Source organism: Paenisporosarcina sp. P4_B8 (assembly GCF_056402175.1).
On record NZ_JBFUHX010000002.1, the window covers coordinates 221,978 to 247,212 of the forward strand.

The 25,235-nt window shown below is 40.6% G+C and carries 24 protein-coding genes; all 24 read left to right on the forward strand.

The window, feature by feature from the left end:
• Positions 1-12: 12 nt before the first annotated feature.
• The 24 genes from acpP (at position 13) to hslU (ending at position 25,221) form a co-directional block, all read left to right on the forward strand.
• Complete coding sequence (gene acpP, locus AC1DSK_RS03150) at positions 13-249, forward strand: acyl carrier protein (protein WP_016427714.1); 237 nt, start codon at positions 13-15, stop codon at positions 247-249.
• 131 nt (positions 250-380) lie between these two features.
• Positions 381-1,148 carry a ribonuclease III gene (gene rnc / locus AC1DSK_RS03155; RefSeq protein WP_477546541.1) on the forward strand — a complete coding sequence of 256 codons (768 nt, stop codon included), beginning with the start codon at positions 381-383 and terminating at the stop codon, positions 1,146-1,148.
• Positions 1,149-1,150: 2 nt separating this feature from the next.
• Entirely contained in the window at positions 1,151-4,735 is a 3,585-nt protein-coding gene (smc, locus tag AC1DSK_RS03160) for a chromosome segregation protein SMC (protein WP_477546540.1), read from the forward strand.
• A complete protein-coding gene (gene ftsY / locus AC1DSK_RS03165; protein WP_477546539.1) occupies positions 4,732-5,739 on the forward strand; it encodes a signal recognition particle-docking protein FtsY in 1,008 nt (335 codons plus the stop codon). Before smc ends, ftsY begins: the two co-directional genes overlap by 4 nt.
• A 76-nt stretch (positions 5,740-5,815) precedes the next feature.
• Positions 5,816-6,151 carry a putative DNA-binding protein gene (locus AC1DSK_RS03170; protein ID WP_016427710.1) on the forward strand — a complete coding sequence of 112 codons (336 nt, stop codon included), beginning with the start codon at positions 5,816-5,818 and terminating at the stop codon, positions 6,149-6,151.
• Positions 6,152-6,163: 12 nt separating this feature from the next.
• On the forward strand, positions 6,164-7,522 hold the full coding sequence (ffh, locus tag AC1DSK_RS03175) for a signal recognition particle protein (RefSeq protein WP_016427709.1): 1,359 nt from the start codon (positions 6,164-6,166) through the stop codon (positions 7,520-7,522).
• A 104-nt stretch (positions 7,523-7,626) separates the two neighbouring features.
• A complete protein-coding gene (gene rpsP, locus AC1DSK_RS03180) occupies positions 7,627-7,899 on the forward strand; it encodes a 30S ribosomal protein S16 (protein WP_016427708.1) in 273 nt (90 codons plus the stop codon).
• Positions 7,900-7,913: 14 nt separating this feature from the next.
• Entirely contained in the window at positions 7,914-8,147 is a 234-nt protein-coding gene (locus tag AC1DSK_RS03185; RefSeq protein WP_016427707.1) for a KH domain-containing protein, read from the forward strand.
• A 62-nt stretch (positions 8,148-8,209) separates the two neighbouring features.
• Complete coding sequence (rimM, locus tag AC1DSK_RS03190) at positions 8,210-8,722, forward strand: ribosome maturation factor RimM (RefSeq protein ID WP_477546538.1); 513 nt, start codon at positions 8,210-8,212, stop codon at positions 8,720-8,722.
• Positions 8,722-9,459, forward strand: a complete 738-nt coding sequence (gene trmD / locus AC1DSK_RS03195; RefSeq protein ID WP_477546661.1) for a tRNA (guanosine(37)-N1)-methyltransferase TrmD — start codon at positions 8,722-8,724, stop codon at positions 9,457-9,459. Before rimM ends, trmD begins: the two co-directional genes overlap by 1 nt.
• 126 nt (positions 9,460-9,585) lie before the next feature.
• On the forward strand, positions 9,586-9,930 hold the full coding sequence (gene rplS / locus AC1DSK_RS03200; RefSeq protein WP_016427704.1) for a 50S ribosomal protein L19: 345 nt from the start codon (positions 9,586-9,588) through the stop codon (positions 9,928-9,930).
• A gap of 103 nt (positions 9,931-10,033) precedes the next feature.
• Entirely contained in the window at positions 10,034-10,594 is a 561-nt protein-coding gene (lepB, locus tag AC1DSK_RS03205) for a signal peptidase I (RefSeq protein ID WP_477546537.1), read from the forward strand.
• 19 nt (positions 10,595-10,613) lie between these two features.
• Entirely contained in the window at positions 10,614-11,489 is an 876-nt protein-coding gene (gene ylqF, locus AC1DSK_RS03210) for a ribosome biogenesis GTPase YlqF (RefSeq protein WP_477546536.1), read from the forward strand.
• A 342-nt stretch (positions 11,490-11,831) separates the two neighbouring features.
• On the forward strand, positions 11,832-12,596 hold the full coding sequence (locus AC1DSK_RS03215) for a ribonuclease HII (protein WP_477546535.1): 765 nt from the start codon (positions 11,832-11,834) through the stop codon (positions 12,594-12,596).
• 13 nt (positions 12,597-12,609) lie between these two features.
• Positions 12,610-14,484, forward strand: a complete 1,875-nt coding sequence (locus AC1DSK_RS03220; protein WP_477546534.1) for a hypothetical protein — start codon at positions 12,610-12,612, stop codon at positions 14,482-14,484.
• Positions 14,481-14,765: an EscU/YscU/HrcU family type III secretion system export apparatus switch protein gene (locus AC1DSK_RS03225; RefSeq protein ID WP_477546533.1), complete on the forward strand. Its 285-nt coding sequence runs from the start codon at positions 14,481-14,483 to the stop codon at positions 14,763-14,765. The genes AC1DSK_RS03220 and AC1DSK_RS03225 overlap by 4 nt, the downstream gene beginning before the upstream one ends.
• A gap of 142 nt (positions 14,766-14,907) precedes the next feature.
• The gene (gene sucC / locus AC1DSK_RS03230) at positions 14,908-16,068 is read left to right on the forward strand and encodes an ADP-forming succinate--CoA ligase subunit beta (RefSeq protein ID WP_016427698.1); all 1,161 of its coding nucleotides are present in this window, start codon (positions 14,908-14,910) and stop codon (positions 16,066-16,068) included.
• A gap of 18 nt (positions 16,069-16,086) precedes the next feature.
• Complete coding sequence (gene sucD, locus AC1DSK_RS03235; protein ID WP_427444579.1) at positions 16,087-16,989, forward strand: succinate--CoA ligase subunit alpha; 903 nt, start codon at positions 16,087-16,089, stop codon at positions 16,987-16,989.
• Positions 16,990-17,662: 673 nt separating this feature from the next.
• Positions 17,663-18,559 carry a DNA-processing protein DprA gene (gene dprA, locus AC1DSK_RS03240; RefSeq protein WP_477546532.1) on the forward strand — a complete coding sequence of 299 codons (897 nt, stop codon included), beginning with the start codon at positions 17,663-17,665 and terminating at the stop codon, positions 18,557-18,559.
• A 105-nt stretch (positions 18,560-18,664) separates the two neighbouring features.
• Positions 18,665-20,740, forward strand: coding sequence for a type I DNA topoisomerase (gene topA, locus AC1DSK_RS03245; protein WP_477546531.1), 2,076 nt, complete (start codon positions 18,665-18,667; stop codon positions 20,738-20,740).
• A gap of 142 nt (positions 20,741-20,882) precedes the next feature.
• Positions 20,883-22,190 (forward strand): FADH(2)-oxidizing methylenetetrahydrofolate--tRNA-(uracil(54)-C(5))-methyltransferase TrmFO, encoded by a 1,308-nt coding sequence (gene trmFO / locus AC1DSK_RS03250; RefSeq protein ID WP_477546530.1) that lies wholly within the window; start codon positions 20,883-20,885, stop codon positions 22,188-22,190.
• A gap of 166 nt (positions 22,191-22,356) precedes the next feature.
• The gene (gene xerC / locus AC1DSK_RS03255; protein ID WP_477546529.1) at positions 22,357-23,250 is read left to right on the forward strand and encodes a tyrosine recombinase XerC; all 894 of its coding nucleotides are present in this window, start codon (positions 22,357-22,359) and stop codon (positions 23,248-23,250) included.
• A gap of 31 nt (positions 23,251-23,281) precedes the next feature.
• On the forward strand, positions 23,282-23,830 hold the full coding sequence (hslV, locus tag AC1DSK_RS03260) for an ATP-dependent protease subunit HslV (protein WP_477546528.1): 549 nt from the start codon (positions 23,282-23,284) through the stop codon (positions 23,828-23,830).
• Positions 23,827-25,221 carry an HslU--HslV peptidase ATPase subunit gene (gene hslU, locus AC1DSK_RS03265; RefSeq protein ID WP_477546527.1) on the forward strand — a complete coding sequence of 465 codons (1,395 nt, stop codon included), beginning with the start codon at positions 23,827-23,829 and terminating at the stop codon, positions 25,219-25,221. Before hslV ends, hslU begins: the two co-directional genes overlap by 4 nt.
• Positions 25,222-25,235: the final 14 nt, after the last annotated feature.

Consider the following 25,235-nt stretch of genomic DNA (forward strand, 5'->3'; position numbering starts at 1 on the left):
GAGGTGACTTTAGTGGCAACAGTAGTAGAGCGCGTAACAAAAGTAATCGTAGATCGTTTAGGTGTAGACGAGAGCGAAGTGAAAATGGAAGCTTCTTTCCGTGATGATTTAGGTGCTGACTCTCTAGATGTAGTTGAACTTGTAATGGAATTGGAAGATGAGTTCGACATGGAGATTTCAGATGAAGATGCTGAACAGATCAGTACTGTAGGTAATGCAGTTACTTATATCGAAAGCAAACAAGGATAAGCAATTATTCACTTGCGAGACGCGATAGACATTCTTTAAGAATGGTCTATCGCGTCTCTATTTCTTTTTGCACATTACAGGACAAACGGGTAAACTAGACCGTAGAAACTAAAGGAAGGCAGATTATATAGATGACGGGTAAACGTAGAGGAACTCCTCAAAAAAACGGAACATTTTCCGAAACAGTCAAGCAATCATTTGCGGTATTACAGCAAGAATTAGGAGTTCAATTTCAAAACCCTGAACTTCTTTATCAATCATTTACCCATTCATCTTATGTGAATGAGCATCGACGGAAATTTTACACGGACAATGAGCGACTTGAATTTCTAGGTGACGCTGTTCTTGAACTCTCTGTCTCTCAATACTTATTTCAAAAGTTTACTGCAATGAGCGAAGGTGAATTGACCAAATTACGTGCGGCGATCGTTTGCGAACCGTCACTCGTTTTATTTGCGAATGAATTAAACTTTGGGAAGTATGTGCTTTTAGGTAAGGGAGAAGAGATTACAGGTGGACGCGAAAGACCGGCACTTCTTGCAGATGTGTTTGAGTCATTTGTCGGCGCACTATATTTAGATCAAGGCTTACAACCTGTTGTGAAGTTTTTGGAACAAGTTGTGTTTCCAAAAGTCGAAATCGGTGCTTTTTCGCATGTGATGGATTACAAGAGTCAGTTACAAGAAATGGTTCAGCAAATGAACAATGGTGCATTGAACTATGAAATTGTAGAAGAAAAGGGACCTGCCCACAATCGAACGTTTGTCTCCAGTGTGAGACTAGGCAACACCGAGTTGGGTGAAGGTAAAGGCAAGTCTAAAAAAGAAGCTGAACAAAAAGCGGCCCAAGTAGCGATTATTCGCATACAAGGCCAAGTTGTAAGCAGACAGGAGGGCTAAATTTGTTCCTAAAGCGACTTGAAGTCATTGGATTTAAATCGTTTGCGGATCGAATTGGCATTGATTTTGTACCAGGCGTGACCGCAGTGGTCGGTCCAAATGGAAGTGGGAAAAGTAATGTAACGGATGCCATTCGGTGGGTTTTGGGAGAACAGTCCGCAAAATCACTTCGCGGCGCCAAAATGGAAGATGTCATTTTTGCAGGAAGCGACTCACGAAAAGCGCTTAATTTTGCAGAAGTTACTCTTATACTTGATAACTCAGATGAGCGCTTGCCATTGGATTACAACGAGATCAGTGTCACGAGACGCGTGTTTCGTTCGGGCGATAGTGAATACTTATTAAATAAACAAACTTGTAGATTAAAAGATATTAATGATTTATTTATGGATTCCGGGCTAGGTAAAGAAGCCTTTTCGATTATTTCACAAGGACGAGTGGATGAAATTCTCAACAGTCGTCCAGAAGACCGCCGTTCTATCTTTGAAGAAGCGGCGGGTGTTCTAAAATATAAATTGCGTAAAAAGAAAGCGGAGAACAAATTGTTTGAAACCGATGACAATTTACACAGAGTGCTTGATATTTTACACGAACTGGATAGTCGGATGGAGCCGCTTCAAATGCAAGCGTCAGCAGCCACCGATTATTTACGCATGTCCGAAGAATTAAAGGACGTTGACTTAGGGTTAATTGCTTTTGATTTGGTACGTGTTGAAAAACGCTTAGGTGAAGTTAAGCAGGAAGTGGAAGTCTTCGAAAAGCAAGAAAAGGAACTGGAAGACCTCATAGCTAAAATGGAAACTGAGTTACATACGGTTCGTGAGCAATTGACAGAGCAGGACCGATTAATTGATGATTCACAGGAATCACTTGTTGAAGCCAGTTCCGAGCTTGAGCGCTGGGATGGGCGTAAACAATTGATGGCTGAAAAGCGTCAAAATATGGACCAGCAAATCGATAAACTTCGCTTAACCATTGATGAACTTGAAGAAGAGAAAAATCAGTTAACGACCCAGTTGGAACTAAAGCAAGCCGCTACCTCGAAAGCAAGAATGGAATTGCGAAATGTCCAACAGGAAGTCAAACAATTGGATCATTTGTTGAAACAATCCAGTGCAGAGATTGAAGTGGAAATCGAAGATCATAAGTCAACATATATTGATTTGTTAAATGAAGAAGCGACTATCAAAAATGAACTGAAACATTTGGAGCAACAGCTTCTTCAACAACATGAATTCAAAGATAAAATGACGAATGAATATGAACAGATTACTTCAGACTTATCAACTGTCGAGATACAAAAGAAGCAAGTGGATAAGCAGTTATCACAAATTCGAAGTGAACTGGACAAAAACCTAACTGATTACAAAGAACGTCAACAGGCTTTCTCAAAAGAAAAAGAGAAACTTGATTCCAAGCAATCGATGCTATATCAAGCTTATCAACACCAGCAACAGTTGAAAGCAAGAAAAGAATCGTTAGAAGCACTGGAAGCGGATTTCTCTGGTTTCTTCCAAGGGGTCAAAGAAGTATTGGTTGCGCGTGAAAAGGGCGAATTGTCCGGCATTACAGGTGCGGTAGCAGAGCTTATTCAAGTAAAGCCTGAATATACAAAAGCGCTCGAGACAGCGCTTGGTGGAGCTATGCAGCATATAGTTACCGAGTCGGATCAAGATGCGCGAAAAGCTATTGCGTTTTTGAAAAACAAACGCTCTGGCCGTGCTACATTCCTTCCGAAGACGGTCATGAAGTCGAGAAAAATACAAGCGGATACATTGAGAAGCATTGGAGGTCATCCTTCTTTCGTTCAAACAGCGGATGAACTCGTTTCCTTTGATCCAGCGTCAAAATCCATTGTCGAAAATTTACTTGGAAATGTCATTGTGGTCAAAGATTTGCAAGGGGCTTCCCAAATTGCCAAATCCATTCAATATCGCTACCGAGTTGTTACACTGGATGGAGATATCATCAATGCAGGCGGTTCATTGACCGGAGGGTTCACTAAGCAACAGTCTTCTGTCTTCTCAAGGAAAGCCGAGCTGGATGAACTTTCAATGAAATTAAAAGCGATGGATCAGTCCATTCTTACAGCTGAATCTCAAGTGGCCACACTGAAAAAGTCAATTGACCAACAAGTTGAATTACTTGAAAGTATGCGTACCGAAGGGGAACAACACAGAGCGCAGGAATTGGAACTAAGTTCTAATCTTCGTGAACTCGAAACCGCTTTCAAGCGTCTTAATGAACGAGCATTTATTTCCAATTCGGAAACAAAAGATGTTTCAAGTCGACATGAACAAGCAAAAGAAAAGAAAAATCAAGCTCAGCAACGTCTTCATGAATTAAAGAATGAACTGGAAACACTGAATGATACAATCAATCGGTTAACCAATCTGAAATCACAGACGCTGAATGAACGGGATCAATTAACAGAACAAATGGCTGAACTTCGTTCGAAACAGGCGGTTTTAACCGAGCAATTGAATGTTTCCAATGATGCAGTTGTCGATTTACAGGAAAAACAACAAAAAGTTTCGCAAAAGCTTGATCACGCCAAACAGGAAATGCAATGGTATGTTTCTGGTGACAATCAAATGGGTCCAACTCCGGAAGAAATTGACCAGCAACTGATTGAGTGGAAAGAGAAAAAGCAAACACTTGTTGATCGTATTACCATAGGCAAAGAAAAACGTGGACAAATTCATGTCCAACTACAACAGGTTGAACTGCAACTGAAGAAAAATCAACATTTGCATAAACAACAGTTGGACGCTTTGAGAGCCGCCGAAGTGAAGCTGAATCGTTTTGACGTTGAACAGCATACGCTGCATACCCAGCTGGAAGAAAACTATCATCTAACATTGGATGAATTGGAACTGCCAGATATGGATACATTTGAAGAAGACGTTTCACGAAAAAAAGTGAAACTGCTGAAGCAGTCCATTGAAGAGTTGGGTCCTGTGAATGTAGCCTCCATTGAAGAATTCGAACGAGTTTCTGAACGTCATGCTTTCCTGACCGATCAACGTCAGGATTTATTGGATGCAAAAGAAACATTGCATGAAGCTATTAAAGAAATGGATGAAGAAATGACGTTGCGTTTCAGTGATACATTCTACGCCATTCGGGCGCAATTCGGCCGCGTCTTCCGAGAATTGTTTGGTGGTGGCCAAGCAGATTTAGTGTTGACCGATCCTTCAGATATGCTGGAAACTGGCATCGAAATCGTTGCCCAGCCACCTGGGAAAAAGCGACAAAATTTAAGTTTGCTTTCAGGTGGAGAGCGTGCGCTAACTGCAATCGCCTTATTGTTTGCCATTCTGAACATTCGCCCTGTACCATTCTGTATTCTGGATGAAGTTGAAGCGGCACTGGATGAATCAAATGTAATTCGTTACAGTCAATACTTGAAAAAATTTAGTCAAGATACACAGTTTATCGTTATCACCCATCGCAAAGGTACGATGGAAGGTGCAGATGTTTTATATGGAATTACCATGCAGGAATCAGGTATTTCTAAATTGGTATCTGTCAAAATGCAAGAAGATCAACCGACACTTGTCGCACAAGGGAGCGAAAGAGCTTGAGTTTCTTTAAAAAAATGAAAGAAAAATTAACAGGAACGAGTGAATCGGTATCTATATCCGAAAAATTCAAGGATGGATTATCTAAAACACGCAATCAATTTACTTCCAAAGTGAATGATTTAGTGGCGAAGTACCGTAAAGTTGATGAGGATTTCTTTGAGGAACTGGAAGATTTATTGCTTCAAGCCGATGTTGGGGTTGAAACAGTAATGGAATTGATGGATGCGTTGAGATTTGAAGTACAACGTAAAAACATGAAAGACACTGCTGGTATTCAATCTGTGATTTCTGAGAAGTTAGTAGAAATATACGAATCTGGTGAAGAAGAATCAAACGAACTCCTTATTCAGGAAGATGGCTTAACGGTTATTTTGTTTGTAGGGGTAAACGGCGTTGGAAAAACAACAACCATTGGTAAACTTGCACATCGCCTGAAACAACAAGGAAAAACTGTCATGCTGGCAGCTGGAGACACTTTCCGTGCGGGTGCAATTGATCAACTGCAAGTTTGGGGAGACCGCGTAGGAGTTGAAGTAATTAAACAATCCGAAGGGTCAGATCCTGCAGCGGTTATGTACGATGCGGTACGTTCAGCGAAAAGCAAAGGGATTGACGTATTGATTTGTGATACGGCTGGTCGATTGCAAAACAAAGTGAACTTGATGAATGAATTGCAAAAAGTTCATCGCGTAATCGAACGTGAAGTACCAGGTGCTCCACACGAAGTGTTGCTTGCACTTGATGCGACAACAGGTCAAAATGCATTAGTCCAAGCACAAGCATTCAAAGAAGCAACAAATGTAACAGGAATTGTTCTGACAAAATTAGATGGAACAGCAAAAGGCGGAATTGTTCTGGCAATCCGTAATAAATTGCACATTCCGGTTAAATTTGTAGGGCTCGGAGAAAAAATGGACGATTTACAGCCTTTCGATACGGAGAAATATGTATACGGTTTATTTGCAGAAGGTCTGGAGCAGGAAGAAGCGGAAGATACTAAGTAGACAAGTAAAAATACTTGACGCTCAAAGTAATGCTCGATATGATACATGTAGGAAGTTGTAGGTGGGAGAGATCACAATGCTACTTGAAAAAACGACACGTATGAACTTTCTATATGATTTTTATCAGTCTTTGCTGACCGATAAACAACGAAGCTATATGCATCTTTATTATCTGGATGATCACTCACTGGGTGAAATAGCTGACGAATACGAAATCTCAAGACAAGCTGTCTATGATAATATTCGTCGCACAGAAGCGATGTTAGAAGAATACGAAGAAAAACTTAAATTACTGGAAAAATTTCAGCAACGCCAACTTGTAATGAATCAATTACAACAAGTAATTCAAGCGGAATCAGTCAATAAAGAACTAGCTTCTGAATTGATTGAGATGCTAAAAGAATCGGATTAGGAGGCGGCATGCATGGCATTTGAAGGATTAGCCGAGCGGCTGCAAGGAACCATCCAACGCATTAAAGGTAAAGGTAAAGTTTCCGAAGCAGACGTCAAAGAAATGATGAGAGAAGTCCGTTTTGCTTTAATCGAAGCAGACGTAAACTTAAAAGTAGTCAAAGAATTCGTCAAAAAAGTAAGTGAGCGTGCAGTTGGCGTGGATGTCATGAAGAGTTTGACTCCAGGTCAACAAGTCATCAAAATCGTAAAAGATGAATTGACTGAATTGATGGGTGGGGAACAAAGTCCGATTCAGTTTGCGAAAAAACCACCTACCGTTATAATGATGGTCGGTTTGCAAGGTGCTGGTAAAACGACCACTACCGGGAAATTGGCGAATATTTTGCGTAAAAAATATAACCGTAATCCTTTATTGGTGGCAGCTGATATTTATCGTCCAGCAGCCATCCAACAATTGCAAACAATTGGTAAGCAGTTATCGTTGCCTGTATTTTCATTAGGGACAGAAGTTTCTCCTGTTGAAATCGTCCGTCAAGCTCTTGAGAAATCAAAAGAAGATCACAACGATGTCATTATCATTGATACTGCGGGACGCTTACACATCGACGAGGACCTTATGCAAGAATTGAAAGACATTCGTGCATTGAAGGAACCGGATGAAGTGTTCCTAGTGGTAGATTCAATGACAGGTCAAGATGCTGTCAACGTTGCTCAAAGCTTCAACGAAAGCATCGGCATTACAGGTGTTGTCCTAACGAAACTTGATGGGGACACACGTGGTGGTGCAGCACTTTCCATTCGTTCAGTAGCTCAAAAACCGATTAAATTTGTCGGGATGGGTGAAAAAATGGATGCCCTTGAACCTTTCCACCCTGAGCGTATGGCTTCCCGTATTTTAGGGATGGGTGACATGCTGTCGCTGATTGAAAAAGCTCAAGCTAACGTAGATGAAGAAAAAGCGAAAGAGTTGGAAGAGAAATTCAGAACTCAAAGCTTTACGTTAGATGATTTTGTTGAGCAACTGAACCAAGTGAAGAAAATGGGTCCTCTTGAGGACATCATTAAAATGCTTCCTGGGGCAGGTAAAATCAAAGGGCTAGAAAATGCCAAAGTTGATGAAAAACAAATGGGGCGTGTAGAAGCGATTATTTACGCTATGACACCTCAAGAAAAAACGACACCGGATATCATTAACTCCAGTCGGAAAAAACGAATTGCAAAAGGATCTGGAACGTCTATTCAAGACGTGAACCGTTTGCTTAAGCAATTCGAAGACATGAAGAAAATGATGAAGCAAATGTCGAACATGCAACAACAAAAAGGCAAGAAAAAGATGAAAATGCCTGGCTTGGATTCCCTTTTCAAGTGATTTTTCAGGCAAAATATTAGGTGTTAAGAAAAAACACTTTACAAACAAATAAATCCTTGATAATATACTATCTTGTGTGAAACTATTCGGAGGTGCTATTAAACATGGCAGTTAAAATTCGCTTAAAACGTATGGGAGCTAAAAAATCTCCTTTCTATCGTATTGTTGTTGCTGACGCTCGCGCTCCACGTGACGGCCGTCAAATCGAAACAGTTGGTACTTACAACCCATTAACAAAACCAGCTGAAGTTAAAATCAACGAAGAATTAGCGTTGAAATGGTTATCAACTGGTGCTAAACCATCTGATACAGTACGTAACTTGTTCTCTGAACAAGGCATCATGGAGAAATTCCATAACGCAAAAAACGCTAAGTAATCGGGGGCAGCATAATGAAGCAGCTGATTGAAACAATTGTTAAACCATTAGTTGATTATCCGGAAGAAGTTCGTGTTGAATTAGACGAAAATGCAAACCGTATTGTCTACAAACTTTCTGTCCATGCTGAAGATATGGGGAAAGTTATTGGTAAGCAAGGTCGTGTTGCGAAAGCGATCCGTACCATTGTTTATTCAGCAGCAAGCAGTCACCACAAAAAGAAGACGTATGTCGACATTTTAGATTAAGACGAAAAGGAGGGAGCTCATGGTTCCTTCCTTTTTTGCACTTTAAATCGGGAGTGATTTTAATGAATTGGTATAACGTCGGTAAAATTGTTAATACACATGGAATTCGTGGAGAAGTGCGCGTCATTTCAAGTACAGATTTTCCTGAAGAGCGTTATGCAGTAGGAAATAAGCTGTCTTTGTTCAGAGATGGAAAATCGCCTCTAGTGTTAACTGTTGCAAGTCACCGTCAACATAAGAACTTTGATTTATTGACGTTCGAAGGCTATTTGACGATTGAAATGGTGCAAGAGTTCCGCGACGGCATTTTAAAAGTGTCTGAAAATCAGTTGTCCGATTTAGAAGGGGACGAGTATTATTTCCATGAAATCCTAGGTTGTACTGTGTTTGGCCAGGATGGACAGGAAATTGGAGTGGTGACGGATATTTTGCAAACGGGAGCAAATGATGTTTGGACCGTAACGCCTGCAAAAGGGAAAGCTCATTACATTCCTTATATTGAAGATGTAGTAAAAGAAATTGATGTCGATGAAAAGAAAATCGTCATTGATGTATTGGACGGCTTATTGTCATGATGCGTATTCATGTGTTGTCGTTATTCCCAGACATGTTTAATGGTGTCTTCGGATCTTCGATTTTAAAAAAAGCACAGGAAAAGCAGGCAGTCTCACTGGCAGTAACCGATTTCCGCACGTATTCGGGCAATAAACATAACCAGGTGGACGATTATCCATATGGTGGCGGTGCAGGCATGGTGTTAAAGCCAGAGCCTTTATTTCAAGCCGTGGAGGCAATTACCGCTAGCTCCAAGAAACCTCGCATCATTTTGATGTGTCCTCAAGGGGAGCGCTTTACTCAAGCGAAAGCTGAAGAATTGGCGCTTGAAGAAGAGTTAGTGTTTTTGTGTGGACATTATGAGGGTTATGATGAACGAATTCGCGAACACTTGGTGACGGATGAAATCTCGATTGGGGATTTTGTATTGACCGGTGGAGAACTTGGTGCAATGACTGTCATCGATAGTGTTGTGCGATTGCTACCTGGCGTACTTGGAAATGGAGAGTCACCCGTACAGGATTCATTTTCAACTGGATTTCTTGAACATCCACAATATACACGTCCTGCCGATTTCAGAGGGCTGAAAGTGCCAGACGTATTACTTTCAGGAAATCATGCACACATTGATCAATGGCGCAGTGAACAGTCTTTATATCGTACGTGGAGCAGACGGCCAGATTTGTTGTCCAATCATGAATTGACAGCTGCTGAGCAAAAGCTCATCGCACGGTGGGAGAATGAAAAAAACAATTAATTTGGCTTGCTAGCTTCGATGAATTGTGGTATCATCTATTCTGTACTTCTATGTGAAGTGCTGAATTACGGTGTTCCGCTGCAGCCATTGTCGCTGGCATGAGCATCTGTCTAAGGAGAGAAAACCATGCAAAACATTATTACTGAAATCACTAAAGAACAACTTCGTACGGATCTTCCTGAATTCCGTCCTGGTGACACTGTACGTGTACACGTTAAGGTCGTTGAGGGAACTCGCGAACGTATTCAAATGTATGAAGGTATTGTTATTAAACGTCGCGGTGGCGGTGTAAGCTCGACTTTCACAGTTCGTAAAATTTCTTACGGTGTAGGTGTTGAACGTACATTCCCTGTACACACACCAAAAATTGCTCGTTTAGAAGTTCTTCGTCGTGGTAAAGTACGTCGTGCGAAATTGTACTACCTACGTGAATTACGTGGTAAAGCAGCTCGTATTAAAGAAATTCGATAATTATCAAATCAGAAAGGGAGCTTGGCTATCAAGCTCTCTTTCTTTTTGCTTGTCTTTATAAATACTTGTACAATATAAGTAATTGACGCAAGGGGGCAACAAAATGGAACAGACGAAAAAAGAGAAAAATGAGTTATGGGAATGGTCAAAAGCTTTGCTAATCGCATTTGGACTAGCCTGGCTTATTCGTTATTTTTTATTTACACCAATCGTAGTTGATGGGGAATCGATGATGCCGACTCTTGAAGACGGAGATCGGATGATTGTCAACAAAATCGGCTATGAAGTGGGGGAACCAGACCGTTTCGATATCGTCGTGTTCCATGCACCTGAGAAGAAGGATTACATTAAACGTGTCATCGGTGTACCAGGAGATCATATCGCTTATAAAAATGATCAGCTTTATATTAATGGGGAACCTCTACCGGAACCATATTTGGACGCCTATAAAAAAGAGATTATTGAAGGTACATTAACAGAAGATTTTACACTTGAAGAACTGATTCAAATGGAAGTTGTTCCTGAAGGGCATGTATTTGTCATGGGGGACAACCGAAGATACAGTAAAGACAGCCGAATTATCGGTGTGGTGCCAATGGATGAAATAATAGGCAGTACGAAAGTTATTTTCTGGCCACCAACTGAAATGGGACTTGTTGAGTAACACAGGAGGAGATTAGAAGATGACCATTCAATGGTTTCCGGGTCATATGGCGAAAGCTCGTCGTGAAGTTACGGAAAAATTAAAATTAGTCGATATTATATTTGAATTAATTGATGCAAGATTGCCACTGTCTTCACGAAATCCGATGATTGATGAAGTGATCGGGCAGAAGACACGTCTTTTGATTTTAAATAAAATGGACATGGCTGATGATTTTCAAACGAAAAAGTGGATTCAATATTTTGAAGAACGTGGGCACCGTGCTGTTGCCATCAATTCGCTTGAAGGCAAAGGGTTACAAGTTGTGACCAAAGCAGCAAGTGAGCTGTTGTTCGAAAAGTGGGAGCGCATGCGCCTTCGTGGAATCAAACCACGAGCTATTCGTGCGATGATCGTTGGGATTCCTAACGTTGGTAAATCAACGTTAATCAACCGTCTCGCGAAGAAGAATCTAGCTAAAACGGGCAATACGCCTGGTATCACGAAAGCCCAACAGTGGATAAAAGTAGGGAAAGAACTAGAGCTTTTGGATACACCAGGTATCCTGTGGCCGAAGTTTGAAGACCAGGCTGTAGGTTACAAACTGGCATTGACAGGTGCAATCAAAGACACCATAACCAATATGGAAGACTTGGCCGTATATGGTCTGAATTTCTTAGCTGCACATTATCCAAAACGTATGGAAGAACGTTACAAATTATCTGAAGTAAATGAGGACTTAGTTGTCACATTTGACCATATCGGGAAACTTAGACGTGCCTATGCAGGTGGTGGGGAAATCGATTATGATCAAGTTGCGCAACTTATTGTACGTGATATCCGTGGGCAACATCTCGGTAAATTGACGTTTGATATTGTGGATGAATTGGTATCAGAACCTGAACAGTTACAGTAACCTTTTTTACCTTCGGGTAAAAAAGGTTTTTTTATAAACACAGGCGTTGTTAAATAATCTGGTTGTTTATTGTATCTATCGGTTAACCACAAGTTCCGGACGAGCCAACAAGTATGAAAAATGCAGACTTTTGGGTCTCAGGTTTTAAAAGTGCTGCTCCTGCGGTTACTCGCCGCCTAGAAGATTGCTCCTGCGGTTACTCGTCGCAAAGAATATGGTCAAACTACCTTTGACCATATTCTTTCTTGCGGCACGATATGAGCAAATGCGCTCTCGTTTTATATTCAATATCATCAACATTCATACATATATAGCAAAACACAGACAAAGAGGTGAAGCGGAATGCTAACAATAAAGGCAATTTCAGAACAACTTAGGAACACATCAGAACCTAATGACTGGACGAATGAACTCATGAACGATCAACGGACGGGTGTTCAAAAGCTGGTTGCGTCCTGGCTAAAGCGACTGGAAATGCAGAAAAAAGTTCAACTTGAACATGAAGAAAAGATTCATTTTGACAATAGTCACAAGCTATCGATGAATGATTTGGTAGCTGGCATAGATGAAGCAGGGAGAGGTCCTCTTGCTGGTCCTGTCGTAACTGCGGCTGTCATTTTCAAGGATTACCCGAGCGAACTTTTTGGGATAAATGACTCCAAACAGCTGTCACGCAGTAAAAGACAGAGTTTCGCAGAAGTCATTAAAAAACATGCACATTGTTATTCCATACATATTCAAGAAGTAGAACAAATTGATACGTTAAATATCTACGAAGCCACACGGTTATCCATGATGCAAGCAGTTGACAACTTGTCGATTGAACCGCACGTCTTACTGGTTGACGCCATGAAGCTGCCTACAACAACATCACAACATTCGATCATTAAAGGGGATGCCAAGAGTCTGGCCATCGCTGCAGCATCGATATTAGCAAAAACAACGCGTGATGAAATAATGGATAAGTTTGATAAAATCTATCCAGAATATCATTTTGCGAAAAATGCCGGGTACGGAACAGCTTTACATTTGGAAGCTTTGAGTGAGTTTGGTCCAACGCCCATTCATAGAAAATCATTTGAACCTATAAAATCCATGACTTCATAAAGGAGGTTTGAGCATGTCATCCACTATACAGCCTTCTATACGAACCGCAGTCACAAGTGAACAGGTTTTCTCGTTAAAACACGGTCAAGTAGTTCATGGGAGTGTGAAAAAATTATTTCCTGACCAAAGAGCCGAAGTTCAAGTGGGAAATCAAAAAATGATGGCGATATTAGAAGTTCCTTTAAAAGCCGGAGATACTCATTACTTTCAAGTAGTAGGTGATAAAGCAGCTTTGCAATTAAAGGTAGTGACAGATGCTCTAAACTCTTCCAAAGCCACATCCAGTCAAACGAAGCAGTTAATGGACTCCCTTCAGTTGCCGAAAACAACCGAAATGCAGAGTATTGTGCAACAGATGGTCAAAGAGAAAATACCTCTATCTAAAGAACAGTTACTATTGGCAGAACAATGGCTGAAAGAAATCCCACCACAGGTTAAAATGGCAGAAGGTTTGTTGGCGATTCAGAAACTGAGTGAACTCAATTTATTATTTACGAATGAAAACTTTCGCACGTTAATTAGCGGACAAGATAAAAATGGCTTACACCAGCTATTGGATGCATTTAAAATAGCGTTACAAAATGATACGTCCATTCCATCCAGTCAAAAGGGAAACCTAGATAAAGCATTAGCGAAAATATCTCAACCTTTCTCAAATGAACTTGGCGGGGCAATACTCGGACAAGTGATTGAACGATTACAATCACAGAATACAAGCGAAAATGACAAGCTGGCATTGTTGAATTTGTTGAAAGACGTTGGACTTGTCCCAAAACAAGCAACACTTGCCAACTGGTTAAGTTCACAAGTAACATCCATTGAATCGCCAGTTGATGGGCAAAGTTTGCAAGTTGGACAACTACTTCTTCAATTGCAAAATCCAGAACGAGCTCAGGAACTATTGAAATTTCTTCAAAACATGATTCAACAAAACCAACTTCTATCAGTTGAAGGAAAAGATGAAATCCAACAACTGATTCAAAAAGTAGTGCAGATAGCACCTCAAACGCGAGAATGGAATGCGGCTATAAAGTCTTTAATAAATGAAGTAATAAAGGCATTTGCCGAAGCAAGTCAATCCCAACCATTTCACACTGACCAGAAATTGTTTACACCAAAGGATTATGTGTTGTCCATATTAACTTCCTTGAACGGAAAAGAGTTGGACGCAAAGGTATTTGAACAATTAACACTGCTATCTAGTAAATCCAATCAACTACCCGTTCAGCAAGCTTATATTACAGCAGAATCTACAATTCAATCTGGCATAAACAGCATAGCGATCGAACAAGCAATGAAACAAATACTTGGCAATATCGGATTTGCTTACGAAGCAAAATTAGCGAAAGGAGCGAATCTGAGCCAATTAAGTGATTCACTTAAACCGCAATTGCTAGCATTACTACAAAATCAAGCGATTGCAGCCACGTTGAAAGAAACAGCAGAAATGATTGTTTCCCGGTTGAATGGGATGCAAATATTATCGGGTGAAAATGGTCCTCAACATCAGTTTCTTATGCAAGTTCCACTGGATTTTCTCGGAAAACGCATGGATGCCTCACTGCAATGGAATGGTCGAATGAAAGAGGATGGGAAACTCGATTCAAATTATGCCCGGGTCATGTTTTATCTGGACTTAGCTTCTTTGAATGAGACTGTAATTGATATGCAAATACAAAATCGTGTCATCACAATTAATATTTTTAACGAAAGTGATGCATTAATGCCTTATGCAGAACAATTTAGAGAAGCGCTTAAAAAAGGTCTTAGCTCGTTAAATTATCAATTATCAGGCGTATTTATGAAAAGTTATATAAAGCAACCGGAGCCCAATCCCATATTGACAGAGGCGCAAGTAAGCAAATGGGGAGTGGATGTTCTAATATGAGGGAAGAAAACAAAACCATCAAAGAAGCTGTCGCATTGACATATAAACAGAATGTAGAAAATGCCCCGACAGTCATAGCTAAAGGCAAAGGTGTAATTGCTGAAAATCTAATAAAAAAAGCACAGGAACATAAAATTCCCATACAAGAAGATCCTAGTTTAGTGTCGCTGCTTGGCCAATTGGATATTAATGAATCGATTCCTGAAGAGTTGTATCAAGCGGTTGCAGAAGTGTTTGCATTTATTTACCGGATTGATAAGTCTCATGGCATGAATAAATAGAAAAACTCTTTTTCCGACAAAAAAGCACAGAATATTCGATGTTTCAGTAATATTAAGGACAAGTGTGGACATTGTATGACAGGTTTTATACAATGGTTAAGGTAGTAAATTACTTGACAGAAGTTTGATTGGAGGATGTAAAATGAATATCCATGAATATCAAGGTAAACAACTCCTCAGACAATATGGTGTCGCAGTGTCGAACGGTTTAGTTGCTTTTTCTCCTGAAGAAGCAGTAAAAGCTGCAAAAGAACTAGGCACTGAAGTTGTCGTGGTGAAAGCTCAAATCCACGCAGGTGGTCGTGGTAAAGCTGGCGGTGTTAAAATCGCGAAGAACTTGGATGAAGTTCGTACATACGCGAAGGAACTTCTTGGTAAAGTCCTTGTCACTCATCAGACAGGTCCTGAAGGAAAAGAAATCAAGCGTCTTCTAGTTGAAGAAGGCTGCGACATTAAGAAAGAGTACTACTTAGGTTTAGTACTTGACCGTGCAACTTCACGTGTAACTCTTATGGGTTCTGAAGAGGGCGGAATGGACATTGAAGAAGTTGCTGAAGCAACTCCTGAAAAAATCTTCAAAGAAGTAATTGATCCAGTTATTGGATTAACAGGCTTCCAAGCTCGTCGTATGGCTTTCAACATGAACATTCCAGCTAAGCTTGTAAACAAAGCTGTGAAATTCATGCTTGGTCTTTACCAAGTGTTTGTTGAAAAAGATGCGGCAATCGTTGAAATCAATCCACTAGTTGTAACAGGTGGAGGAGACGTTATGGCACTTGACGCGAAGTTTAACTTCGACGCTAATGCTTTATACCGTCATAAAGACATCTTGGAATTACGCGACTATGACGAAGAAGATGCAAAAGAAATCGAAGCTTCTAAATATGACTTAAGCTATATCTCATTGGATGGCAACATCGGATGTATGGTTAACGGTGCTGGACTAGCTATGGCAACAATGGATACAATCAGCTACTACGGCGGATCACCCGCTAACTTCCTTGACGTTGGGGGCGGTGCGACAGCTGAGAAGGTAACGGAAGCATTCAAAATCATTCTTTCAGACAAAAATGTTAAAGGGATCTTCGTTAACATCTTTGGCGGAATCATGAAATGTGACGTTATCGCTGAAGGCGTAATCACAGCTGCGAAAGAAGTTGGATTGCAAGTACCTTTAGTTGTTCGTTTGGAAGGTACAAACGTAGAACTTGGGAAGAAATTATTGAATGAATCTGGCTTAAACATTATTGCGGCTGGCTCTATGGCTGATGGCGCGCAAAAAATTGTTGAACTTGTAGGCTAAGAAAGGCAGGGACAAAAGATGAGCGTTTATATTAACAAAGATACGAAAGTACTCGTGCAAGGTATTACGGGATCAACAGCTCTTTTCCATACAAAGCAAATGCTTGAATATGGTACAAAAATCGTCGCTGGTGTAACTCCAGGTAAAGGCGGAACTGAAGCTGAAGGCGTACCTGTTTTCAATACAGTAGAAGAAGCTGTGAAAGCAACTGGCGCTAACGTGTCCGTTATTTATGTTCCAGCTCCATTCGCTGCAGATGCTATTCTTGAAGCAGTAGATGCTGACTTGGATATGGCGATTTGTATTACTGAACACATTCCTGTTCTTGATATGGTAAAAGTTAAACGCTATATGGAAGGCAAGAAAACTCGTTTAGTCGGACCGAACTGCCCAGGTGTTATTACACCTGAAGAATGTAAAATTGGTATTATGCCAGGATACATTCACAAAAAAGGCCATGTAGGCGTAGTTTCTCGTTCTGGTACACTAACTTATGAAGCAGTACACCAACTTTCTCAAGAAGGTATTGGACAAAGTACAGCTGTAGGTATTGGTGGAGACCCAGTAAACGGAACTGACTTCATCGATGCATTATCTGCATTCAATGAAGATCCAGATACGTATGCAGTAGTAATGATTGGTGAGATCGGCGGAACAGCTGAAGAAGAAGCTGCTGAGTGGATCAAAGCTAACATGACTAAACCTGTAGTAGGATTCATTGGTGGACAAACAGCTCCTGAAGGTAAACGTATGGGCCATGCCGGTGCGATTATCTCTGGTGGTAAAGGTACAGCTGCTGACAAAATCAAAGCGATGAATGAAGCTGGCATGGAAGTTGCAGCTACTCCATCTGTTATTGGTGAAACTTTAATCAAAGTGATTAAAGAAAAAGGCTTGTACGATCAATGTAAAACACATTAATCTAAAATAAAAGCTCGAAACGTTGTTAATTCAACGTTTCGAGCTTTCAGCTTTTTGACAAAAGAGATAATAATTAATATAAAAGTATAAAAATTGAGTTCTTATTTTTTGCACTCTATCGAAAAAGATTGTGGTCGGCTATTTCTTTCGCTTTCCGCGGACGAAACGCTAGCCTCCTCGGTTCAGCTGTTTACGACAGCTGAGCCTGTGGGGTCTAGCTTTTTTCGTTTTTCCGCAGGAGTCTTCAGAAATAGCCAACCACCTTCCAACTTAAATATTTTGCAGAAACACGCTTACAGAAGCAATTTCTTTTGATTGGAGTGGAGGCGGCGACTGAAGCCGTGCCCGCCGCAATGGAAATCAACATATTCTTGCAAAGGCTCTTTTTCAATAATATACAGTTATATTCACTCATTTTTTTCTTTGTCTACAGTATGAAAGCTCGAAATGTTGTTAATTCAACGTTTCGAGCTTTATTTATTTGTCTAATAGTATAATTCTATTTTACCAAGCTACTAGGAATCTAACATCTAATTTATATAGAAGAAACTCAGAAAAGTAGAAGTCGAAAGAAGTCGAAAACTGGTCAATTTATAAATAACAGATTAATATAAAAGGAAGCGACGCATCGTCGGATGTTTCGTTTCTTTTTCTATAAAAAAGGAGGAAATGCATGATCAATCTATCATTTCATCATCGTTTATTGGCGCTTCACTATGTTTTGCCTATCCCTCTAAATCGCTTGGATCCCCTACTTCAAGTAGATTCTGAATTAGCCTCATGCGAGGGAATGGATATCTATCAGCTTTCGAAATTATTGAGACTGACACCTGAACGAGCCAGGAAATTTAAAGATGCATATGCAAAAGTGCTTGAAACCCCCCTTATACAAGCATATAACTCGAATAACATTACCCCAATCCCATTTAACCATCCTAATTATCCCAAACAATTAAGAACACTTTATGACCCGCCAACAATTCTTTACGCGAAAGGCAATATTGATTATTTAACGATGAAATATTACGTGTCCGTCGTTGGTGCGAGAGACGCAACGGACTATTCGAGAGCTGCGATGTCATTGATTCTTCCTCCACTTATTGAGCATGAAATGGTCATTGTCAGTGGCATGGCGAAAGGTGCTGATGCAATGGCTCATCAGGCAACTCATAATCTTGGTGGAAAAACCATCGGAATCCTTGGTCATGGTCACTTCACCCGCTATCCCAAAGAGAATGCCCAGTTATATACGATCATGGAAAAGCATCATTTAACTTTGACGGAGTATCCACCGTACGTCACCCCACAAAAATGGTATTTTCCTATGCGAAACCGACTAATCAGCGGTATTTCTCAAGCGCTGGTTGTAACAGAGGCAAAAGAAAAAAGTGGAACAGTCAGTACCCTCCAACATGCTTTGGACAATGGAAAAGATGTCTATTGTGTCCCTGGTCCCATCACCTCAATGCTGTCACTCGGACCCAACCGGTCTCTATTAGATGGAGCTAAACCAATCTGGAATGGCTATCAAATTGTAGAAGATTTTCAAGGATTGTCTATTCAAAATTGAACAATGTAATGAAAAATGGTTGCATTATAGTAAAATCTGTTATACATTTTGCAACAGGTATTTCTTTTATTGATTTATTAGGAACCTCTATGAGGAGGCACATACATGTCGGATTTTTTAGTGATTGTGGAATCGCCAGCCAAAGCGAAAACGATTGAACGTTATCTTGGCAAAAAGTACAAAGTAAAAGCATCACTTGGTCATGTTCGTGATTTGCCACGTAGTCAAATGGGTGTAGACGTAGAAAATGAATACACACCAAAGTACATCACGATTCGTGGTAAAGGCCCAGTTATGCAGGATCTGAAATCAGCAGCCAAAAAAGCGAAGAAAATTTATCTCGCGGCTGACCCCGATCGCGAAGGCGAAGCAATTGCTTGGCATCTAGCGAATTCATTGAACATTGATATTGAATCAGATTGTCGCGTCGTTTTTAATGAAATTACAAAAGACGCAATTAAAGAATCGTTTAAAAACCCCCGTCCCATCGATATGGACTTAGTAGATGCACAACAAGCCCGTCGTATTTTGGATAGGTTGGTTGGTTATAACATCAGTCCGATTCTATGGAAGAAAGTCAAAAAAGGTCTATCTGCAGGTCGCGTGCAATCCGTTGCGTTAAGACTAATCATTGACCGTGAGAACGAGATTAAGAATTTCCAGCCTGAAGAATACTGGTCAATCGAAGGTAGCTTTGAAAAAGGCAAAAAATCATTTGACGCGATGTACTTCGGCAATGGAAACGAAAAGGTCAAGTTGACAAACGAAGGCCAAGTAAAAGAAATCTTGAAACAACTTAAAGGTGACAAGTTCGAAGTCACAAGCGTTGTTAAAAAAGAACGTAAACGCAACCCAGCGCCATCGTTCACTACATCATCCCTTCAACAGGAAGCGGCACGCAAGTTAAACTTCCGAGCACGAAAAACAATGATGCTTGCTCAACAGCTATATGAAGGTTTGAATGTTGGAAAAGAAGGTACTGTCGGTTTGATTACGTATATGCGTACAGATTCTACCCGGATTTCCGATACAGCGAAGAAAGATGCACACAGTTTTATAGAAGGGGAATATGGCAAGGAATATGTCACCACTTCAACAGGACCGACTAAACAATCGAGCAAATCTCAGGATGCCCATGAAGCGATTCGTCCTACGAGCGTATTGAGATCTCCTGATCAGCTGAAATCAATTCTTTCAAAAGATTTATTCCGTCTCTACAAGTTGATTTGGGAACGTTTCTTGGCGAGCCAGATGTCTTCAGCAGTATTAGATACTGTGACGGTTGATTTAACGAATGAAAATGTTGTATTCCGTGCGAATGGTTCACAAGTGAAATTCCCTGGTTTCATGAAATTATATGTAGAAGGCAACGATGATCAAGTAGAAGAAAAAGATCGTATATTACCGGAAATGGAAAAAGGCGATTTTGTGAAGAAGCTTGAAATTGAGCCGAAGCAACATTTCACACAACCACCTCCACGTTATTCGGAGGCCCGACTTGTAAAAACGCTTGAAGAGCTTGGGATAGGCCGTCCTTCGACATATGCACCTACGCTTGATACAATACAAAAGCGCGGATATGTATCACTTGATGCAAAGCGTTTTGTGCCAACTGAACTTGGTGGCATTGTCCACCAGCTTGTGTTGGAGTTTTTCCCGGACATTATTGACATCGAGTTTACTGCCCAGATGGAAAAAGATTTGGACAGTGTCGAAGAAGGACAGGAAAAATGGGTTCACATCATTGATAAGTTCTACAGAGACTTTGAGAAGCATGTAACACACGCAGACAAAGAGATGGAGAAAGTCGTAATCAAGGATGAACCTGCAGGAGAAGATTGTGAAAAATGTGAATCTCCAATGGTCTTTAAATTAGGCAGATATGGAAAATTCATGGCATGTAGCAACTTCCCGGATTGCCGTAATACAAAAGCAATCGTTAAAAATATCGGAGTGACGTGCCCAAGCTGTAAGGAAGGCGAAGTCGTTGAACGTAAAAGTAAAACGAAACGTATTTTTTATGGATGCGATCGCTATCCAACTTGTGAATTCGTTTCATGGGACAAGCCAATCAGCCGCCCATGTCCGAAATGTAGCGAATTGCTAGTAGAGAAGAAACTGAAAAAAGGTATTCAAATCCAGTGTACTTCTTGTGATTACAAGGAAGATACACAAGCATAAAAAAGATAAGCGACAAGTGTCAGTCCAGTTGGTCCTTAGTTGGGCTAACTGGACTGATGTTTGGAGCTGTACATAGTAAAGAAATAAAAATCTGTGAAAGTTTCTATTTTCTCAGATTGTATAGAAAAGGTTGGTGTAGGAATTGACAATCGTCAATGTAATTGGAGCAGGTCTTGCAGGAAGTGAAGCTGCGTGGCAAATCGCCAAAAGAGGTGTACGGGTTCGATTGTACGAAATGCGCCCGGTTAAACAAACAGCTGCTCATCACACGGATAAATTCGCAGAGTTGGTATGTTCAAATTCTTTACGTGCGAACACATTAACCAATGCTGTCGGCGTCATTAAAGAAGAAATGAGAATGCTGGACTCCGTTATTATGGGTGCTGCAGATCAATGTGCTGTCCCTGCGGGCGGCGCTCTTGCGGTAGATCGTCATGAATTTGCGGGGTATGTAACAGAAAAAGTGAAAAATCATCCTCTTGTTGAAGTCATCAATGAGGAGGTAACTGAAATTCCTGAAGGCATTACCATTATTGCTACAGGACCATTAACTTCTCAGGCATTGGCTGAAAAGATACAACAACTAACTGGTCAGGATTATTTATACTTTTATGATGCAGCTGCCCCAATAGTTGAAAAAGACAGTATTAACATGGACAAGGTTTATGTGAAATCCCGTTATGATAAAGGGGAGGCAGCATACATCAATTGTCCGATGACAGAAGAAGAGTTTGACCGTTTTTATGAAGCTCTGATTTCTGCTGAAGTAGTTCCTTTAAAAGAATTTGAAAAAGAAATCTATTTTGAAGGTTGTATGCCGTTTGAAGTGATGGCTGAACGTGGGAAAAAGACTTTATTATTCGGTCCAATGAAGCCAGTTGGACTGGAAGATCCGAAAACTGGCAAGGTTCCTTTTGCCGTTGTCCAGTTGAGACAAGATGATGCAGCGGGCACTTTGTACAACATTGTCGGATTTCAGACACATTTAAAATGGGGTCCACAAAAACAAGTTTTGCAGTTAATTCCAGGTTTGGAAGATGTGGAAATCGTCCGCTACGGCGTGATGCACCGTAATACGTTCATCAATTCACCAAGAGTTTTGAAACCTACATATCAACTAAAGACAAATGATCAATTGTTCTTTGCGGGACAAATGACAGGTGTTGAAGGATATGTTGAATCAGCCGGAAGTGGCTTGATAGCAGGGATAAACGCTGCAAGATTAGCTTTGGGGGAAGAATTGCTTGTGTTCCCTGAAGCTACCGCACTAGGCAGTATGGCTCGCTATATTACAGAAGCTGATCCGAAAAACTTCCAACCGATGAACGTCAACTTTGGTTTATTCCCTACTTTGCCGCAACGTTACAAAACGAAAGAAAAGCGTGGGGAGAAGCAAGCTGAACGTGCACTCGGCACAATTCAAAATTTTATGAATTCATATTCGATTTAATTGCTGAAAGCCTCTTATTATTGTTATAATTTAGAGGCTTTTTACTTTGTCATATTTATAAATTCGTATACAATTCATTTTTCACGTGTTTTGCCATCCAGCTGCTCCGGCTGTTTCAAGACGGGACGGTTCCTGGCGCTTTGACTATTTGGAGGTGCAGACACCTATGACTCCGTTAGAAGCTTTGTCTCAATTTAAAAGCTATATCCAGCTTGAAAAGAACTATTCAGAACACACTGTTCGAGAATACGAATCGGACTTACTGTACTTTTTTGATTTTTTACAATCAGAAGGTATTACAAGCTTACATGATGTCGAATATATTCACGCTAGACTGTTTGTGACAAAACTGTACGATGAATCACTTTCACGTACTTCGATTTCCAGAAAAATATCTGCGATCCGTTCTTTCTTCAAGTTTGGCAACCGGGAATTCGGTTTAAAAGAAGATGCATTTCGCTCGTTATATCATCCAAAAAAAGAGGAACGACTTCCTCATTTTTTTTATGAAGAAGAATTACAACAACTATTCCAGGCAACTGAAGGCGAAGAACCCATGGTGCTTCGCAATCGGGCAATCCTTGAAATGTTGTATGCAACCGGAATTCGGGTAAGTGAGTTAACATCTTTGGAAGAACGCGATATTGATAAGCGTCTCGGCATCATGCGCGTAATGGGTAAAGGCAGAAAAGAGAGATATGTACCATTTGGACAGTTTGCTCAAGATGCGTTGGAACTCTATATGGACGAAGCGCGTCCTAAATTAATGAAACAAGCTAAACACAATTTTGTATTCACAAATATGCGTGGTCAGCCTTTGACTCCGCGTGGTGTTAGATATATACTGAGCGACTTAGTGGAAAAAGCAGCATTGCATACTAAAATCTATCCGCATATGTTGCGGCATACATTTGCAACACATTTACTGAACAATGGAGCCGACTTGCGTACAGTCCAAGAATTACTTGGGCATAGTCATTTGTCTTCGACACAAGTTTATACACACGTAACAAAAGAACATTTGCGAAGAACTTATATGAATGCACATCCTAGAGCATAATGAAGGATGAGCTATACGAGAGGTGAACTTCATGGGAGAAATACATGCAACCACGATTTTTGCGATTCAGCATAAAGGAAAATCTGCAATGTCTGGCGATGGTCAAGTTACTTTAGGAAATCAAGTTGTCATGAAGCATACAGCAAAAAAAGTAAGACGCTTATACAACGGTCGAGTGCTTGCAGGTTTTGCTGGATCAGTGGCAGACGCTTTTACGTTATTTGAAATGTTTGAAGCGAAATTGATGGAATACGATGGCAACTTACAAAGAGCTGCAGTCGAACTTGCCCAACAATGGAGAGGCGACAAAATGTTACGAAGACTTGAAGCGATGTTGCTCGTGATGAATGAAGAAACACTTTTATTGGTTTCAGGTACTGGTGAAGTAATTGAACCCGATGATGGCATTTTAGCAATCGGTTCTGGTGGGAATTTTGCATTGGCAGCAGGGCGTGCACTGAAACAATATGCTGGTGAAACAATGAATGCCGCCGAAATTGCCAAAGCAGCACTTACAACTGCAGCTGATATTTGTGTATTTACCAATCATCAAATTATTGTGGAGGCGTTAAGTGAATGAATAAACAACAGTTAACACCAAAACAAATAACCGAGCACTTAGACCGTTTTATTGTCGGACAAAAAGAAGCTAAAAAATCAGTAGCTGTAGCGTTGCGAAATCGCTATCGTAGAAGTTTGTTGTCTGATGAGATGAAAAATGAAGTTATACCGAAAAATATACTGATGATTGGTCCTACTGGTGTCGGTAAAACGGAAATTGCGAGAAGAATAGCTAAACTTACGAACGCACCGTTTATCAAAGTAGAAGCCACCAAGTTTACAGAAGTTGGCTATGTTGGCCGTGACGTGGAATCAATGGTTCGTGATTTAACAGAAGCGGCTGTACGTATAGTCAAAGAAGAAATGACTGAAGGCGTAAAAGCACAAGCTGAGCGATTGGCGAATGATGCCATCGTCCGTCTTCTCGTGCCATCCTTGAAAAAGAAACATAATACGCAAAATCCATTTGAAATGTTATTTGGTCAAAAAGCAGAACAGGAAGAACCTGCAAATGACGATACAGACATTCGTTTAAAACGCTCCCAAATTGCCGAAGACTTAAGAGACGGGAAATTGGAAGATGAATGGGTAAACGTGGAAGTAACAGAACAAGCTCCTTCCATGTTTGATGCTTTCCAAGGCTCTGGGATGGAAAGTATGGGGCAGAATATGCAAGATGCATTATCCAACCTGATGCCGAAGAAAAAGAAAAAGCGCCGCTTGCAAGTGAAAGATGCACGACGAGTTTTAACTCTAGAAGAAGCTCACAAGCTGATCGACTCAGAAGAAGTGGCTCAAAAATCCATCGAACGTGCCGAGCAAACGGGAATCATTTTTATTGATGAAATCGATAAGATTGCTAGCAAGGGGGGCAACGGTTCATCTGCAGATGTTTCGCGTGAAGGTGTACAACGTGATATATTACCGATTGTAGAAGGATCGACCGTTCAGACGAAGTATGGTGCAGTCAAAACTGACTACATGCTTTTCATAGCTGCTGGAGCATTTCACACAGCAAAGCCTTCGGATTTAATACCGGAACTACAAGGACGTTTCCCCGTCCGTGTGGAACTTGAAAAATTATCAAAAGATGATTTTGTTCGTATTTTGAAAGAACCAGATCATTCATTGATACGCCAGTACAAATCTTTGCTTGAAACTGAAGGGGTAACGCTTGAATTTACTGACAGTGCAATTGAGCGAATTGCTGAAATTGCAACAGAAGTGAATCAAGAGTCCGATAATATAGGTGCACGTCGATTGCATACGATTTTGGAGAAGTTACTTGAAGAGCTTTCTTATGAGGCTTCTGATATTGCTCCCGCGCATATCGACATTACTCCTGCATATGTCGACCAAAAACTTGGAAATATCGTAAAAAACAAAGATTTGTCACAATTTATTTTGTAATGTAAGTTATATCT

What these genes read in the sequence shown, in the direction of transcription:
- rnc (WP_477546541.1), top strand. Translation starts at nt 381, where the DNA reads ATGACGGGTAAACGTAGAGGAACTCCTCAAAAAAACGGAACATTTTCC.
- AC1DSK_RS03170 (WP_016427710.1), top strand. Translation starts at nt 5,816, where the DNA reads ATGCTACTTGAAAAAACGACACGTATGAACTTTCTATATGATTTTTAT.
- ffh (WP_016427709.1), top strand. Translation starts at nt 6,164, where the DNA reads ATGGCATTTGAAGGATTAGCCGAGCGGCTGCAAGGAACCATCCAACGC.
- rpsP (WP_016427708.1), top strand. Translation starts at nt 7,627, where the DNA reads ATGGCAGTTAAAATTCGCTTAAAACGTATGGGAGCTAAAAAATCTCCT.
- AC1DSK_RS03185 (WP_016427707.1), top strand. Translation starts at nt 7,914, where the DNA reads ATGAAGCAGCTGATTGAAACAATTGTTAAACCATTAGTTGATTATCCG.
- rimM (WP_477546538.1), top strand. Translation starts at nt 8,210, where the DNA reads ATGAATTGGTATAACGTCGGTAAAATTGTTAATACACATGGAATTCGT.
- trmD (WP_477546661.1), top strand. Translation starts at nt 8,722, where the DNA reads ATGCGTATTCATGTGTTGTCGTTATTCCCAGACATGTTTAATGGTGTC.
- rplS (WP_016427704.1), top strand. Translation starts at nt 9,586, where the DNA reads ATGCAAAACATTATTACTGAAATCACTAAAGAACAACTTCGTACGGAT.
- lepB (WP_477546537.1), top strand. Translation starts at nt 10,034, where the DNA reads ATGGAACAGACGAAAAAAGAGAAAAATGAGTTATGGGAATGGTCAAAA.
- ylqF (WP_477546536.1), top strand. Translation starts at nt 10,614, where the DNA reads ATGACCATTCAATGGTTTCCGGGTCATATGGCGAAAGCTCGTCGTGAA.
- AC1DSK_RS03215 (WP_477546535.1), top strand. Translation starts at nt 11,832, where the DNA reads ATGCTAACAATAAAGGCAATTTCAGAACAACTTAGGAACACATCAGAA.
- AC1DSK_RS03220 (WP_477546534.1), top strand. Translation starts at nt 12,610, where the DNA reads ATGTCATCCACTATACAGCCTTCTATACGAACCGCAGTCACAAGTGAA.
- AC1DSK_RS03225 (WP_477546533.1), top strand. Translation starts at nt 14,481, where the DNA reads ATGAGGGAAGAAAACAAAACCATCAAAGAAGCTGTCGCATTGACATAT.
- sucC (WP_016427698.1), top strand. Translation starts at nt 14,908, where the DNA reads ATGAATATCCATGAATATCAAGGTAAACAACTCCTCAGACAATATGGT.
- sucD (WP_427444579.1), top strand. Translation starts at nt 16,087, where the DNA reads ATGAGCGTTTATATTAACAAAGATACGAAAGTACTCGTGCAAGGTATT.
- dprA (WP_477546532.1), top strand. Translation starts at nt 17,663, where the DNA reads ATGATCAATCTATCATTTCATCATCGTTTATTGGCGCTTCACTATGTT.
- topA (WP_477546531.1), top strand. Translation starts at nt 18,665, where the DNA reads ATGTCGGATTTTTTAGTGATTGTGGAATCGCCAGCCAAAGCGAAAACG.
- xerC (WP_477546529.1), top strand. Translation starts at nt 22,357, where the DNA reads ATGACTCCGTTAGAAGCTTTGTCTCAATTTAAAAGCTATATCCAGCTT.
- hslV (WP_477546528.1), top strand. Translation starts at nt 23,282, where the DNA reads ATGGGAGAAATACATGCAACCACGATTTTTGCGATTCAGCATAAAGGA.
- hslU (WP_477546527.1), top strand. Translation starts at nt 23,827, where the DNA reads ATGAATAAACAACAGTTAACACCAAAACAAATAACCGAGCACTTAGAC.